Genomic DNA, 14,311 nt, shown 5'->3' with positions numbered 1-14,311 from the left:
GAAACGGCCCTGCTCGTCGACCTCGGCCGCGAACGGGGCGATCTTCGCCTCGGCCAGCGACCGCACCGCGTCACGGAGCATGTCGTGCTCCTCGGTCGTGCGGAACAGATCGAAGGAGTTGCTCATGGTTCGGGTGCTCCAGTCCGTCCCGCAGCCGTTGGCGGAACACGATCCACAGAGGGAGGGAACTCAGTTCCCCTAATAGAACACACTCTGTGCCATCAACGCCAGCCCGGCCCGCCGTGACATGCGGAAGGGGCCGCCCGGAACGTCCGGACGGCCCCTGATCGGCGGGAGGTCAGCCGTTGGCGATGCGGAGGACTCCGGTGACGGTGCCCTGGTAGACGACGCCGCCGGGGGCGATCGAGCCGACCGTCTGGAGGGTGTCGTAGAGGAAGCCGGCGCCGAGGTACCGGGTGCGGACCGTGCTGCCGGTCGCCGGGTCGATCTCGGCGTAGTAGTAGGGGTCGAGCAGCGAGGTGGCGGTGGTGAAGGGGATCACGGGCCGGCGCAGGACGGTGCGGATCAGCCCGTCGGCGGTCGACAGCCGCGGCACCGCGGCGGACCGGGTCCGGTTGTCCCACACCAGGTCGCAGCCGGAGCCGTCCGCCCGGACGTCCACCCGGGAGAGCCCGCCGGTGAAGTCGCCCGAGGCGGGCACCGAGGCACCGGCCCCCTCCGGCAGCTTCGGGTAGGGGTAGCCGTAGGTGGAGGCGACGAAGACGGAGTTCCCGGCGGCGACGGGGGAGTTCTCGCTGCCGCTGCCGCCCGCTCGCAGCACCGGCACGGAGCAGACCGGGGCGCCGGTCGAGGCGCGGTACACCAGCAGGTCCACCGTCGGGGCCGCGTTGTCCACCACGGTGAGGTAGTCGGTGCCGGTCGCCGGTCCGAAGAAGGTCGGGGTGGAGCCGGTGCCCGGGCTGAGCTGGCCGGGCTTGCGGCCGGGCCCGCGGTCGTACGGCTGCCGCCAGGAGATCCGTGGGGTGCCGTCCGCGTGGGCGGTCAGCAGGTAGGTGGCGTGGTCGGTGGCGACGGCGGTGCCGCCCGGCGCGGTGGAGATCGAATTGGCGATCCGCTCGCCGGCCGGCAGGGAGACGCTGCGGACCCGGCCGGTGCGGTCGTCCGCGGTGCCGACGACCCCGCCGGCGGTGGCGAACCAGACCCGGCCCTGCCAGTCGGGGGAGACCCCGGTGACCGAGTCGCCCTCCGGGACGGCGCCGGCCAGGGCGAGTGAGCTCGCGAGGTACAGCTCCGGGCCGCCCGCGGCGGTGCGCCGGTGGCCGATCCGCAGCAGCGAACGCTCGCCGTCCACCAGCACCAGGCGGTCCAGCTGGTCCAGGTAGGCGTACACGCCGCCGAGCAGTGAGCCCTTGGCGACGGTGAGTTCGGCGATCGAGTCGCCGGTGGCGGGGTCGAGCAGGTGGACGGTCGGCACCTGGCCGAGGATCGGCGTGCAGAGGGCGACCGGGTACCCGTCGGAGCCGACGAGCACGGTCGGGCAGGCCGAGGCGAGGGCGACCCGGCGGGAGGTGAGCGGCCCGGCGCCGGGGCCGGGCAGCGGGGTGGCGTCCGATGATCCGGTGTCCCCGTGCATGGTGGCGGTGCCCTCGGGACCCGCGTACGGGTTGTGCGGCGGCAGCGGCCCGAAACCGTCGGCGGCACCGTCGGCGGGGGGTGCGGCCGCGGTCAGGGCGAGCAGGGTGGCCGCGGCGATCACGGCGGCGCGGGCGGGCAGCGCGAGGCGCATGGCTGAGGGCTCCGTCCAGGAGGTGGGCGTGCAGGGCTGCGGCACGCCCGCCCGGACGGCGCGCAGGCCCGGCAGGGCAGCGCGGAGCACGGGGGCGGTGGGCCCGGAGGTCGGGCGGGCGCGCCGGGGAACGTCCGCGGGCGACCCGGAAGCCGTCTCCGGGGCGGGGCTCGCGGTCAGGCGGCGCGGTGACAGGCCGCCGAGCAGGCGTACGCCAGGTCGACGTGCAGTCGACGGCACAGGTACGCGTGGGAGGCCATGGCGGTCATCCTGCCGAGCCGATCACCCGCCGGGCAAGGCACGTCCACCAGGCGGACGCGGCACCGGTGGTGACCGGTGGTCAGAGGTGCCACCGTCCGCTCGTCGGCGGCCTTCCGTCAGGAGGCCGTCGCTTCCGGAACGGCCGCGGCGATGCGGCCGGCGCCGAGGAAGACCAGCCGGTCGAGGCGGGCCCGGTACGGCCAGTCGTCGGCGCGGTAGAAGCAGAGGTCGCCGGGGGCCGGCGCGGTCCGCAGGTCGCCCGCGAAGCTGCCCTCCGGCAGGGCCGCGGCGGCCGCCCGCAGGGCGTCCTCCTCCGCGGACCACTCGCCGACCGGCTCCGGGAGGATCCAGGCCTCGCCGGTGTTGGGGAAGAACCAGGGCGCGGCAGCGGCCGCGGCGCGGGCGAAGTCCCGGGCCCCGGCGGCCCTGCGGGCGATCCGGGCCACCGTCAGCAGCAGGTCCGCGAGCGACTCGCCGAGCAGCGTCAGCTCCGGGTACTCGCGCAGCAGCCCCGCGTCGCCGGTCACCGACACGGCGTAGCCCCACTCCCCGGTGCCGGGATCGATCCGGACCTGGGCGATCGCGTGCTGCCGCCCGTACGCCGCCCGGGCGATCGGCCAGTAGCTGCCGTCGCCGCCGAGCATCCGGTGCACCTCCGGGTCGACCTCGTGCTCGGGGCCGCCGGGCCGCAGCCGCAGGACCGGCAGCCCGGCCACCGCGACGCCGCCGATCGCGCGCAGCACCGTCCGCACCTCCGGCGGCACCGGGACGGGCCAGCCGTCCATCTCGGCGTCGGTGCAGCCCGGTTCGAGCACCACGGACGCCGGGTGTTCGGCGGCGAGGGCCCGCAGCTCGGCGACCGCCCGTCGGCCCGCGTCGGCCGGCACGGCGTGGCGGCGCACCGGTCGGCCGAGGAAGTCGCCGCTGACCACGGAGCGCACCAGCAGCGCCCGGCCGCCGCCCAGCATCTCGAACCGCAGCTCGCTGCTGCCGGTGTCGGCGGTGTTGTGGGCGTAGGTGTAGTACGGCTCGAAGTCGATCCGGCAGGGGAGGGCGGGCAGGTCGCGCAGGTCCGCGACGTCGGCGAGCTGGTCGCCGCGGCCGACCAGGGCGGCGAGAGCGGCGTCCGGACCCTCGGCGGCGGCGACGCTGGGCACCGCGTCGACCGCTGCGCTCGCCCGGCGCAGCAGCCCGTCGGCGTCCGGGTCGGTGAGCCGCACCGCGAGGGCCCGCAGCCAGTCCGCGAAGCGGGCGGCCTCGACCACGGCCTCCGGGTCGTCGAACGGGCGGACCGCCACCACCGGCCCCCAGTCGGGGGCGTCCGGGTCGCCGACCGCGACGTACACCGTGTGCTCGGTGGCGAGGTGGCTGCCGACCTCCCAGCGGCCGCCGGCGAACGAGGACGGCCGCAGCCTGCGCGGCCCGAACTCGTGCTCCTCGTCGTCCGCGCGGACGCCGCCGACCGCGCGGAGCACCGTCCGCACGGCCTCCGGCACGGGGACGGGCCAGCCGTCCATCTCCGCGTCGGTGAAGCCGTCGAGCAGCTCCACGCCGTCCGTCCCGTGCAGCGCCAGCAGCGCGTCGCGCACCCGCGCCGCGTCCCCGTCGGTGCCCATGCCGTTCCTCCCCCTGAGGCCCGATGATCTCCGTGCAGCCTAGTGCCGCCCTGTGACGCCCGGCGCCGCCCGCCGTCCGCCCCGCGGCGGCCCGGTGTCCGCGCTCCGGGCGCTCAGTGCCCGCCCTTCGGTTCGGTGCAGCCGCCCTCCACGTACGGGCCGTGCACCTCGACCTTCGGCGGGGAGGCCAGCCGGCCGCTGATGCACGGCCCGGCCCCGGGGACGAACAGCGAGAACCCGGCGGCGCCGCCCTCCCGCCGGACCTGGACGGCGTCCCGCGGGTAGCCGAGCCGCTCCAGCACCTGACGGACCGCCGCCTCGTCGGGCTGCCGCCCGTTCCCGGTGAGCGCGGCCAGGATCCTGGCCGCGTGGGCGTCGCCCCGGCACTGCTGGGCGGCGTCGACCGTCCGCCCGTGACGGTGCGGCTGCACAACGGCGTCCTCACCCACGTGAACGGGCCCGGCCCGGCGGCCCCGCCCGCCCGGCTCGACCTCACCCTGGACGAGTCGGACCTGCGCGCGGTGCTGCTCGGCACGGAATCCCTGGAGCGGCTCGCCGAGCAGGGCCGCGCCACCCTCGACGGCGACCCGGCGGTGCTCGTCGAACTGCTCGGGTACCTCTCCGCGCCCGACCCCGGATTCGCGATCGTCACCCCCTGACGCCCCGGCGTTGCGCCGCCGGCACGCCCTGCCCTCCGGTCTACGCTCGGCCCGTGGAACAGCCCGAGCAGCCCCAGCAGCCGGAGCCGTCCGCGCGGCCGGAGCGGCCGGGGCCCGCCGCGCCGCGCGCCGAGGGCGCCGGACCGTTCACCACCAGGGTCACCTGGGCGCTCCCCGAAGGCGGCACCGCAGTCTGGGAGTCGCGCCCCGCCCGGCGCCGCGGCCTGCTCGCCGTCCGGGTACCCGGCGGCGGCGCCGTCCGGCACGCCCGGGCGGACGAGGTCTCCGTCGCCCGGCTGCGCAGGCTGAACACCGTCGCCTCCGTCGCCTTCGTGCTCGGCGGGGCGCTCTTCGCGGCCGGTGCCTCCGTCGCCCAGTTCGGCTCCGGCGACGCCACCACCAGCGCCGTCATCTACTTCGTCGGCGGGCTGTGCTTCAACACCGGCGGTTACGTCACCCTGCTCCAGGTGATCAACGCGCCGCGGCACGTCGCCGGAGGCGCAGGCGCCCTGGTCACCCGCCGCTGGCGGTGGTGGCGCTACGAGCCGATGCGGGTCGACTGGCTGAGCGCCTTCGTGTTGTTCGCCGGCACCCTGGTCTTCGCCGTCAACCTGCTGGACTCCTTCCTGCAGGGCCTCAGCGTCCAGCAGGTCAACCGGCTGATCTGGACGCCCGACGTGATCGGCTGCGTGCTGTTCCTGGTCTCCGGGCACCTCGGGTTCGTCGAGGTCTGCCACGGCAGCCCGCGCGTGCTGCCGCGCGACCTCGGCTGGTGGATCGTGGCGGTCAACCAGCTCGGGTCGGTGCTGTTCATGGTCTCCGCGCTCGCCGCCTTCACCAAGCCGTCCACCGGCAGCCTGGTCAACGCCGACATCGCCAACTGGGGCACCATCACCGGCGCGCTCTGCTTCTCCGTCGGCGGCGTCCTGCAACTCTTCGAACGGCCGTGACGAGGGACGGAGCACCGTGGCCCACCTGATCTCCGTCAACGTCGGCCTGCCGAAGGACGTCACCTGGCAGGGCCGCACCGTCCGCACCGGCATCTGGAAACACCCCGTCACCGGCCCCCGCACCGCCCGCCGGCTCAACCTCGACGGCGACGGCCAGGGCGACCTCGGCGGCCACGGCGGCGAGATGCGCGCCGTGATGGTCTACCAGCTCGACTCCTACCGGCACTGGCAGCAGGTCCTGGGCCGCGACGACCTCACCCCCGGCCACTTCGGCGAGAACTTCACCGTGGAGGGCCTCCCCGACGACGAGGTCTGCATCGGCGACCGCTACCGGATCGGCGGCGCCGTCTTCGAGGTCACCCAGCCGCGGGTCACCTGCTACCGGGTCGGCCTGCGCCTGGACGAGCCCCGGATGCCCGCCCTGCTGGTCACCCACCGCCGACCCGGCTTCTACCTCCGCGTCCTCACCGAGGGCGAGGTCGAGGCCGGACAGGAGATCGTCAAGATCGCCGACGGGCCCGAACGGATGACCGTCGCCGAGGCCGACGGCCTGCTCTACCTGCCGGAACGGCCGCGCGAACGGATCGCCGCGGCGCTGCGGATCCCCGCCCTCAGCCCCGGCTGGCAGGGCTCCTTCCGCGCCCTCCTCCGGCAGGCCGACACACCCGACGCATCCGGCGCCGCCGGCAACCCCGGCCTCAACCCCGACGGCACCGACCCGCGGCCCGCCTGGGACGGCTTCCGCCCGCTCACCGTCGCCGCCACCGCCATCGAGAGCCGCAGCACCCTCTCCATCTGGCTCGCCGACCCCGACGGCGCCCCGCTGCCCGCCGCCGCCCCCGGCCAGTACCTCACCGTCCGGCTCGCCCCCGACCCCGGGCAGCCCGCCCTGCTGCGCAGCTACTCGCTCTCCGGCCCGCCCGGCGCCCAGCGGTACCGGATCAGCGTCAAACGGGAGACCCACGGGACGGCCAGCGCCTGGCTCCACCGCAGCCTGCGGACCGGCGACACCCTGCAGACCGCCGCACCCCGCGGCGCCTTCATCCTCGCCCCCGGCCGCACCCCGGTCGTGCTCGCCTCCGCAGGCGTCGGCGTGACCCCCGTCCTCGCCATGCTGCACGCCCTCGCCGCCACTGCGCCGACCCGGCCGGTGTGGTGGCTGCACGGCGCCCGCGACGGCACCGAGCACCCGTTCGCCGCCGAGGCCCGCCACCTGCTGGCCCGGCTGCCCCGCTCGCACACCCGGATCTGCTACAGCCGCCCCCGCCCCCAGGACCGGCAGGGCACCCACTACACCGACCACGGCCGGCTCGGCCCGGAACTCGTCGCCGGCCTCGGCCTGCCCGCCGACGCCGACGCCTACCTCTGCGGCCCGGCCGCGTTCATGGCCGACCTGACCACCGCGCTCACCACGGCGGGCCTCGCCCCCGACCGGATCCGCACCGAACCGTTCGGAACCGCCGCCGGCCTCACCCCCGGCATCGCCGCGCCCCCCGGCGGGACCCCGGCCCCGCACCCGCCCGCCGGCATCCCCGGCGACGGCCCCGCCGTGGCGTTCACCCGCAGCGGCCTCACCGTCCCGTGGAAGAGCGAGTACGGCACCCTGCTGGAACTCGCCGAGGCCTGCGACATCGCCGTCCGCTGGTCCTGCCGCACCGGCGTCTGCCGCACCTGCGAGACCCGCCTGCTCGACGGCGCGGTCGTCCACCGGCCCGAGCCGGTCGAGGCCCCCGCCCCCGGCAACGCGCTGATCTGCTGCGCCCGCCCCGACCGGGACGTCGTCCTCGACCTGTGAGCCCGGCCGGCCCGGACAGCCCGGCGGTTCCCCGCCCGGCCGCCCCCTTCCGGCAGCCCCGGCCCGTCAGTGGCCGAGCAGCCCGGCGAAGTCGTGGCCGAGCAGCGCCAGCTTGGTGAGGTCACCGACGTCGGTGATGCCCGCCACCGGCACCGCGTACAGGTGCTCCTGCTTCGAGGGCTCCGGGTAGGCGGTGTTCCCGGCCGCCCCCGCCGGCACGGCGGTCAGCGCGCTCGCGCCCAGCAGGGCGCCGACGACGACGGTCCGGACGTACTTTCGCATGGGTCTCTCCTTGAACGGTGGTGTGCCCGAACGGTGCTCCGCGCGGCCAACGGTGCGACGGCCGAACGGTCACGGCCACTGCTCCCTCCGGGGGAGCGGGATCCGCCGTCCGGAGCATCGCCCGCCGACGTCCGGAGCGGGGCCCGCCGCCTGCCCGCCCGGGGCCGCCCGTCCTGCCGATCCCGCCGCCCCGGTGTCAGGATGGAGTGACCGGGCACGACACCGCCCGCAGCAGCGTCGGGAGGCGGACATGGGCCGCGAGTACCACTTCCACTGCGAGTACGCCGGCTGTTCGGTGACCGCGGGCGTCCGCCTGGGCGGGGTCCGGGAGCTGGAGGTGCTGGTGGACGGGCGCGAGGTCGCGTTCGAGCGGGTGCACGGACACCATCCCGAGGAGCGCACGCTGATCGCCGTCCTGCCGACCAGCCCGCCCCGGCACGTCGAGGTCCGGATCGCCCTGCCCGGCGTGTTCACCGGCATCCCGAGCTGCGCGCTGGTCGCGGGCGAGGTCCGGGTCCCGATGGCCGAGCGGGAGGTGCCCCGGCGGTCCCGGCCGACCGAGGCGTCCTGGTACGGCTGACGCACCCGGCCGCCGTCCGCCCAGCCGCCGTCCGCCCAGCCGTCGCACGCCCGGCCGGAGGGCCAACCGCCGGGGCAGCACCACGACCTGACGGGCGGCCACGTCCGCCGTATTGTCGGTGCCGGGTGCCATGATGCCGGAGCGGTCGGGGGCTCCCCGGCCGAGTCCCGACCCACCCGGAGGATCGAGCACCGTGCGCATCGTGGTCAGCGAGTTCATCAGCCTGGACGGCGTCGTGCAGGCGCCCGGCGGCCCCCAGGAGGACACCGACGGCGGCTTCGCCCACGGCGGCTGGTCGCACCCCTTCTTCGACCCGGAGGTGGTGGGCGGCGCCTTCGACGCGGCGCTGCGCACCGCGGACGCGCTGCTCTTCGGCCGCCGCACCTGGCAGACCATGGCCGCCGCCTGGCCCGACCGCGCGGGCGACCCGTTCGCCGACCGGATGAACGCCATCCCCAAGTACGTGGTCAGCGGCACCCTCGGCGACTCCGACCTGACGTGGGCGAACACCACGCTGCTCCCCGCCGCCGAGGCCGTCTCCCGGATCGCCGGCCTGCACAAGGCCGAGGGCGGCGACCTGCTGGTCATGGGCAGCCCGACCCTCGCCCGCACGCTGATCGCGGAGGGCCTGGTCGACGAGCTCAAGCTCATGGTCATGCCGGTGCTCCTCGGCGGCGGCAAGTCGATCTTCCCGGCCGACGGCGCCAAGCGCACCCTCGAACTGGTCTCCACCGTCACCAGCGGCACCGGCGTCAACGTCTGCACCTACCGGGCGGTCGACGGTCGGTGACCAGGTCGTCCTGATCACCCGTGAACGTCGTCGCACGGACCCGCATCGGCCGGCCCCGCCTGCCCGAGGCCGGCCGGAGGGTCCACTCGCTTGCCGCGGAGGCAGCAGGCCGGATCACCGCCCAGCGCGGCCGTCAGGCGTGGGCGGCGGTGTGTGGGGTCAGCGTGCGAACTTCGCGACGGCCGCCGGGGTGACGGGGGTGAAGAAGTTGACGAGGTTGCCGTCGGGGTCGCGGAACAGCAGGGACCGGTTGCCCCACGGCATCGTGGTGGGCTCGGCGACGAAGTCGGTGACGAAGTCGCTCAGGTCCCGGTGGACGCGGTCCACGTCGTCGACGAGGAACTCGGTGATCACGCTGTGGTTGTCCGCAGGGCGGGCGGAGCCCGGGGCGAACAGCGGGACGGTGCGGGTGCCGGCGATCGCGAGGGTGGCGCCCGCGGTCCTGAGTTCGGCGAAGTCCTCGGTGGCCCACGTCGCCCGTGTCCCGGTGGCCCGCTCGTAGAAGTCGACGAGGCGTGCCACGTCACCGGTGATGATGCGGATCGAGACGAAGTCCATGGGAATCTCCTTGGTCGTGCCTGACACGTGCAGGTCGCAGGCTAGGAGAAATAGTGGACAGAATCGGTCCTGTATTCGCATTAGGCTGCCGAACATGCCTCGACCCACCGGCCGCGTACTGACACTCCTGGAGCTGCTGCAGTCGGGCGGCACCCGGACGGTGGCCGAACTCGCCGATCGGCTCGGCGTCGAAGGGCGCACCGTTCGCCGGTACGTGGACCAGCTGATCGACCTCGACGTGCCGGTGGAATCGGTGCGCGGCCGGTACGGCGGCTACCGGCTCGGCCCCGGGTACCGCCTGCCCCCGCTCATGCTCAGCGACGACGAGGCGCTGGCCGTGCTGCTCGGCCTGGTCGCCGACCGCCGAGCAGGATTGACGACGACGCAGCAGACGGCGAGCGAGACGGCATCGGCCAAGATCCGGCGGGTGCTGCCCAAGCACGTCGCCCGCCGGCTCGACACACTGCTGGAATCCCTCGCCTTCACCGATCGGCCCGCCGAGTTCGACACTCCGGACTCCGGGGTGCTGCTCACGATCGCCGATGCGGTGCGCCACCACCGACCGGTCTCGATCCGCTACACCGACCGTGACGGACGGCGTAGCGAGCGCACGCTGCACGCGTACGGAATCGTCGCCCACGGGGGCCGGTGGTACGTCACGGGCGAGGACGCCCGGATCGGCGAGGAGCGGACCTTCCGGCTCGATCGCATCGCGGACGCGCGGACCCTGCCCGGCTCGTTCGAAGCGCCCGTGGGCCCCGGTCCGGCACAGCGCGTGCTGTCGGGGTTCGCCGCGGCCGAGTACCGGTATCAGGTGACCGTGCGGATCCACGGGACGGTCGAGCAGATCCGCGCCCGACTTCCGGCCGGTCTCGCGAGCCTGGAGGAGCACGAGTCCGCGGCCGGCGAGGACCGGGCGACCGAGCGCTGGCTGCGCGTCGAGATGAGGGTGGAGCGGCTCGACTGGTTGCCGCCGGTACTCGCCTCACTCGACCGGCCGTTCGTCATCGAGCGCCCCGACGAACTCCGCGACCTCGTCGCCGCACTCGCCGACCGCCTCACGTCGTACGCCCGCCGAGCCTGACCGTGGGGAACCGGTGCCACGGGACGGCACGGTCGGCCCTGCGGAGGGGGAGGCGGACCCGGAGGAGCCGGGGCAGGAGCCGCCGGAGATCGGCTACCCGGCGTGACGGGCGCCTCCGCGGGGCGAGGAGGCGGGGATGCGGGCGCGACGCGCCGGTCCGGCGGAGCAGGCTGTGGCAGCGGCGTTTGCCGGGCGCGAGGGCCCGCCGATCGTCCGGTTCGTCCCCGACGACGGTGATCGGGTGCGAGGACGCCGGGGTGTCGTCCTGGAGGGTGGGAGGGCGCCCGCAGGGGCGTTAAAGATCCGTCAAGATTCGACCGCCCGCCGCTGCGGGCCCCGGGACGGCCGTCCGTGCCGTCCCGGCGTCGGCGAGTGCCCCGGCGTGGTCGGACAAGCCGGCCGACGGTGTCCGCCCGGGCGTCCGGGTGGGCCGTCCGGTGCCGTCCGGACCTGCGGTGACGTGCGGTTTCGTCTTCCGGGCGGACGGTGGAAGGCGCTTCGGCCGCCCTCCGGCAGACGCCGGCCGTCCGACCGTCGAGTGTCCTCGAACCGTTGGCCGACACAACCGGTAGTGCCAGGAGGGGGCGCCGATGTGTACGTGATGGCGAAAGAGGCCCATGAATCGGCTGTCTACTCTGGCGAGGCCGCCCACCGGGCGGCTTGATCGTTTGCGCCCTCGACGGAGTCTGCCGTGTCCACAACTTCCCCGCCGGTCCCCCCTCCACCCGCGGCACCGAGCCGGCTGCGGGCGTGGCTGCTGGAGGGGCTGTCGGACCGGGCGAAGCAGCACCCCGGCCCGCACGCCGAGGCGCCCGAGGAGCACGGCCAGCGCTGGTGGCGCGTCATGTGCCTGACCGGTCTGGACTACTTCTCGACCCTCGGCTACCAGCCCGGCATCGCCGCCCTGGCGGCCGGCCTGCTCTCGCCGGTGGCGACCATCGTGCTGGTCGTGGTGACCCTGTGCGGGGCGCTGCCGGTCTACCGCCGGGTGGCGAAGGAGAGCCCGCACGGCGAGGGCTCGATCGCCATGCTGGAGCGGCTGCTGAGCTTCTGGCAGGGCAAGCTCTTCGTCCTCGTCCTGCTGGGCTTCGCCGCCACGGACTTCCTCATCACCATCACCCTCTCCGCCGCCGACGCCACGGCGCACCTGGTGGAGAACCCGCACCTGACGAGCGCGCTGCACGGCCGCCAGGTGCTGATCACGCTCTTCCTGATCGCGCTGCTCGGTGCCGTCTTCCTCAAGGGCTTCAGCGAGGCGATCGGCCTGGCCGTGGGCCTGGTCGGCATCTACCTGGCGCTGAACGTCGTCGTGGTGGTGACCGGCCTGTGGCACGTGGCCACCGCCCCGCACGTGGTCGCCGACTGGTCGCACGCGCTGACGGCCGAGCACGGCAACGTGGTCGCGATGGTCGGCGTCTCGCTGATCGTCTTCCCCAAGCTCGCCCTGGGCCTGTCCGGCTTCGAGACCGGTGTCGCCGTGATGCCGCACATCAAGGGCGACCCCGGCGACACGGAGGCGCGGCCGACCGGGCGCACCCGTGGCACCCACAAGCTGCTCACCACCGCCGCCGTGATCATGAGCGTCTTCCTGATCACCACCAGCTTCATCACCACCCTGCTGATCCCGGCGGACCAGTTCCGCCCCGGCGGCGAGGCCAACGGCCGTGCCCTGGCCTACCTCGCCCACGAGTACCTGGGCAGCGCGTTCGGCACCGTCTACGACGTCTCCACCATCGCCATCCTCTGGTTCGCCGGGGCCTCCGCGATGGCGGGCCTGCTCAACCTGCTGCCCCGCTACCTGCCGCGCTACGGCATGGCGCCGCACTGGGCGCGGGCCGTCCGCCCGACCGTGCTGGTGCTGACCGCGGTTGCCTTCCTGGTCACCTGGATCTTCGACGCGGACGTGGACGCGCAGGGCGGCGCGTACGCGACCGGCGTCCTCGTACTGATCAGCTCGGCGGCGATCGCGGTGACCATCGCCGCCCGCCGGGCCCGCCAGCGGGGCTGGACGATCGGCTTCGCGGTGATCGCCGCGGTCTTCCTCTACACCACGGCCCTCAACATCGCCGAGCGCCCGGACGGTGTGAAGATCGGTGCCTGCTTCATCGCCGGCATCATCCTCATCTCGCTGGCCTCCCGGCTCGCCCGCGCCTTCGAACTGCGGGTCACCGACGTCGTGCTGGATCCGATCGCGGAGCGGTTCGTCCGCGACTGCGCGCACCGGGACATCCGGCTGATCGCCAACGAGCCGAGCAACCGGGACCTCGCCGAGTACCGCGACAAGACCTCCCAGATCCGGGCCGACAACGGCATCGCCCCCGAGGACGACCTGCTGTTCGTCGAGGTCACCGTCCGGGACCCGTCCGACTTCGAGGCCGAACTGCGGGTGCGCGGCGAGGTGCTGCACGACCGGTACCGCATCCTCACCCTGGAGCACTCCTCCATCCCGAACGCCCTGGCGGCGCTGCTGCTGCACGTCCGGGACACCACCGGGCAGCAGCCGCACATCTACTTCGAGTGGACGGAGGGCAATCCGTTCGCCCAGTTCCTGCGGTTCTTCCTGTTCGGCCAGGGCGAGGTCGCCCCGGTCACCCGCGAGGTGCTCCGCGAGGCGGAGGCCGACCGCTCACGGCGCCCGCGCGTGCACGTCGGCTGAGCACCGCGGCGTCCGGAGCCGCGCAGACCCGCACCTCGACCGGCGGTCCCGTTCCCGGGGCCGCCGGTCGGTGCGTTCCGGACCTCGGGGCGTCAGATCAGCGTCGCGCCCCAGGCCTTGGCCCGCTCGAGTTCGCCGGTGCGCATCGGCCCTTCGGAGTCCTCGACGACGAAGCCCTCGGGCCGGGCGACGAGGTCGTAGTGGTGGTGCGACAGCCGGCGGGCGATGCCGTGCGCGGCCCCGCCGCTCGCCTTGATGTCGGCGCGGGTGTCGAAGGCGGCGGCGCGCACGCCCGGTCCGCCCTCGGGCAGCGAGTGGAACCAGCCGCGCAGGCCGGGGCCGTTCCCCCCGGCCGCGGCGGTCCGCTCCGCGGCGCCGTCCGGGTCCTTCTTCTTCTCCGCGGCGACCGCCATCCGGCGGCTCAGCGCGGAGGTCATGCCGTGCATGTGGGTGGGGCCGCCGACCACGAGCAGGTCGGCCGACCGGGTGACCTCCGGTCCGGCCTCGGCAGCCGGCAGGCACCGCACGACCGCCTCCGGCTGTGCCGTGTGGACGCCGTCCGCCACGGCCTCGGCCACCTCGCGCGTGTTGCCGTAGACGCTCTCGTACACGATGACCGCACGCATGGCTCTCACCCTCTTCTCCCCGATCGGCTCCTGCCGCGCGGTCCTCCTCCTGCGCGGCCCGCCCGTTCGGCGGCCCCCGTCACTTCCATGCCAGCACCCCCGGGGGCGCTGGGCACAGGGCCGGCAGGGGCCGACCGCCGGGCCGGACGGCCCCGGGGCGTCGGGACTTCGGGCCCGTGCGGGGGTCAGTCCGCCGTCGGCCAGTCCCAGCCGAGCTGGAGGAAGAGGCCGAGCCGGTCGGAGACGCCGCGGATCTCGGTGATCCGGCCGTCCACGACGGTGAAGACGAAGATCGCCTCGTTCTCGAAGGCCCGGCCGGTGGGGACGGGCATCCGGGGGTGGGTGCCGGAGCTGACGCCGGACTGGGTGATCCGGGCGACCACCCGGTCGCCCTCGGCGATCAGTTCGTCGATGCGGGCGCGGTAGGGCTTCAGGGCGGTCAGCTGCATCCCGATGGCGGCGAAGGCCGCACCGGGCTCGTCCGGCTCACCGTGAATGATCTTGTTGTGGTCGACCACGTCGGCGGCCAGGTAGTCGCCGAGGTCGGCCGTCCGGGCCTCGTTGAGGGCGGTGACGAAGTCGGTCACGAGCTGCTTGTTCCGGTCCACGGACATGGCCCGAATCCCCCTTACGGTGTAAGACTGCGATGTGCGCTACTCTCGCCTTACGCCGTAAGAAAGTCAAGCGACCCGCTCGCGAACGGAGAC

The 14,311-nt window shown here is 74.6% G+C and carries 15 protein-coding genes; 7 read left to right on the top strand and 8 right to left on the bottom strand.

What is annotated here, in order from left to right:
- The 4 genes from AB0O09_RS36300 to AB0O09_RS36285 all read right to left on the bottom strand — a co-directional run.
- Positions 1-126: acyl-CoA dehydrogenase family protein (locus AB0O09_RS36300; RefSeq protein ID WP_363521149.1), on the bottom strand; the 126-nt coding region annotated here is incomplete at its 3' end.
- A 172-nt stretch (positions 127-298) separates the two neighbouring features.
- On the bottom strand, positions 299-1,747 hold the full coding sequence (locus AB0O09_RS36295) for a hypothetical protein (RefSeq protein ID WP_363549451.1): 1,449 nt from the start codon (positions 1,745-1,747) through the stop codon (positions 299-301).
- A 377-nt stretch (positions 1,748-2,124) separates the two neighbouring features.
- Positions 2,125-3,624 (bottom strand): hypothetical protein, encoded by a 1,500-nt coding sequence (locus AB0O09_RS36290; RefSeq protein ID WP_363549413.1) that lies wholly within the window; start codon positions 3,622-3,624, stop codon positions 2,125-2,127.
- Between the two features lie 113 nt (positions 3,625-3,737).
- Entirely contained in the window at positions 3,738-4,055 is a 318-nt protein-coding gene (locus AB0O09_RS36285) for a hypothetical protein (RefSeq protein WP_363549416.1), read from the bottom strand.
- Here AB0O09_RS36285 and AB0O09_RS36280 point away from each other — a divergent pair.
- Genes AB0O09_RS36280 through AB0O09_RS36270 form a run of 3 tightly spaced genes read left to right on the top strand, consistent with a single transcriptional unit; the run spans position 4,038 to position 7,028 of the window.
- The gene (locus tag AB0O09_RS36280) at positions 4,038-4,283 is read left to right on the top strand and encodes an alkyl sulfatase C-terminal domain-containing protein (RefSeq protein ID WP_363549418.1); all 246 of its coding nucleotides are present in this window, start codon (positions 4,038-4,040) and stop codon (positions 4,281-4,283) included. The genes AB0O09_RS36285 and AB0O09_RS36280 overlap by 18 nt on opposite strands.
- A gap of 53 nt (positions 4,284-4,336) precedes the next feature.
- Positions 4,337-5,233, top strand: coding sequence for a hypothetical protein (locus tag AB0O09_RS36275; RefSeq protein WP_363549420.1), 897 nt, complete (start codon positions 4,337-4,339; stop codon positions 5,231-5,233).
- A 16-nt stretch (positions 5,234-5,249) separates the two neighbouring features.
- Positions 5,250-7,028, top strand: coding sequence for an MOSC and FAD-binding oxidoreductase domain-containing protein (locus tag AB0O09_RS36270; RefSeq protein ID WP_363549423.1), 1,779 nt, complete (start codon positions 5,250-5,252; stop codon positions 7,026-7,028).
- A 66-nt stretch (positions 7,029-7,094) separates the two neighbouring features.
- Here the strand turns inward: AB0O09_RS36270 and AB0O09_RS36265 are convergent, their stop codons facing one another.
- A complete protein-coding gene (locus AB0O09_RS36265) occupies positions 7,095-7,310 on the bottom strand; it encodes a hypothetical protein (protein WP_363549426.1) in 216 nt (71 codons plus the stop codon).
- A 250-nt stretch (positions 7,311-7,560) separates the two neighbouring features.
- On the opposite strand from AB0O09_RS36265, the gene AB0O09_RS36260 reads away from it, so the two are divergent.
- On the top strand, positions 7,561-7,890 hold the full coding sequence (locus AB0O09_RS36260) for a hypothetical protein (RefSeq protein WP_363549428.1): 330 nt from the start codon (positions 7,561-7,563) through the stop codon (positions 7,888-7,890).
- A gap of 193 nt (positions 7,891-8,083) precedes the next feature.
- Positions 8,084-8,680, top strand: coding sequence for a dihydrofolate reductase family protein (locus AB0O09_RS36255; protein WP_344628093.1), 597 nt, complete (start codon positions 8,084-8,086; stop codon positions 8,678-8,680).
- A gap of 159 nt (positions 8,681-8,839) precedes the next feature.
- Here AB0O09_RS36255 and AB0O09_RS36250 read toward each other — a convergent pair whose 3' ends face one another.
- Positions 8,840-9,238: a VOC family protein gene (locus AB0O09_RS36250; protein ID WP_363549431.1), complete on the bottom strand. Its 399-nt coding sequence runs from the start codon at positions 9,236-9,238 to the stop codon at positions 8,840-8,842.
- Positions 9,239-9,332: 94 nt separating this feature from the next.
- Here AB0O09_RS36250 and AB0O09_RS36245 point away from each other — a divergent pair, with 94 nt between their 5' ends.
- On the top strand, positions 9,333-10,322 hold the full coding sequence (locus AB0O09_RS36245; RefSeq protein ID WP_363549434.1) for a YafY family protein: 990 nt from the start codon (positions 9,333-9,335) through the stop codon (positions 10,320-10,322).
- Positions 10,323-11,013: 691 nt separating this feature from the next.
- The gene (locus tag AB0O09_RS36240) at positions 11,014-12,978 is read left to right on the top strand and encodes an amino acid transporter (RefSeq protein ID WP_363549436.1); all 1,965 of its coding nucleotides are present in this window, start codon (positions 11,014-11,016) and stop codon (positions 12,976-12,978) included.
- Positions 12,979-13,070: 92 nt separating this feature from the next.
- Here AB0O09_RS36240 and AB0O09_RS36235 read toward each other — a convergent pair whose 3' ends face one another.
- Both AB0O09_RS36235 and AB0O09_RS36230 read right to left on the bottom strand, forming a co-directional pair.
- On the bottom strand, positions 13,071-13,604 hold the full coding sequence (locus tag AB0O09_RS36235) for a flavodoxin domain-containing protein (RefSeq protein ID WP_363549439.1): 534 nt from the start codon (positions 13,602-13,604) through the stop codon (positions 13,071-13,073).
- A gap of 185 nt (positions 13,605-13,789) precedes the next feature.
- A complete protein-coding gene (locus AB0O09_RS36230; RefSeq protein WP_363549442.1) occupies positions 13,790-14,218 on the bottom strand; it encodes an ester cyclase in 429 nt (142 codons plus the stop codon).
- Positions 14,219-14,311 lie beyond the last annotated feature (93 nt).

Source organism: Kitasatospora sp. NPDC093679, from assembly GCF_040683455.1.
Classification (GTDB): domain Bacteria; phylum Actinomycetota; class Actinomycetes; order Streptomycetales; family Streptomycetaceae; genus Kitasatospora; species Kitasatospora arboriphila.
The sequence above is the reverse complement of the archived record's forward strand: the minus strand, read 5'-3'. Positions and strand labels throughout refer to the sequence as shown.

Bases quoted from the DNA above. Each gene is read 5' to 3' on its own strand.
- AB0O09_RS36250 (WP_363549431.1), bottom strand. From the start codon at position 9,238: ATGGACTTCGTCTCGATCCGCATCATCACCGGTGACGTGGCACGCCTC.
- AB0O09_RS36295 (WP_363549451.1), bottom strand. From the start codon at position 1,747: ATGCGCCTCGCGCTGCCCGCCCGCGCCGCCGTGATCGCCGCGGCCACC.
- AB0O09_RS36265 (WP_363549426.1), bottom strand. From the start codon at position 7,310: ATGCGAAAGTACGTCCGGACCGTCGTCGTCGGCGCCCTGCTGGGCGCG.
- AB0O09_RS36245 (WP_363549434.1), top strand. From the start codon at position 9,333: ATGCCTCGACCCACCGGCCGCGTACTGACACTCCTGGAGCTGCTGCAG.
- AB0O09_RS36235 (WP_363549439.1), bottom strand. From the start codon at position 13,604: ATGCGTGCGGTCATCGTGTACGAGAGCGTCTACGGCAACACGCGCGAG.
- AB0O09_RS36290 (WP_363549413.1), bottom strand. From the start codon at position 3,624: ATGGGCACCGACGGGGACGCGGCGCGGGTGCGCGACGCGCTGCTGGCG.
- AB0O09_RS36230 (WP_363549442.1), bottom strand. From the start codon at position 14,218: ATGTCCGTGGACCGGAACAAGCAGCTCGTGACCGACTTCGTCACCGCC.
- AB0O09_RS36260 (WP_363549428.1), top strand. From the start codon at position 7,561: ATGGGCCGCGAGTACCACTTCCACTGCGAGTACGCCGGCTGTTCGGTG.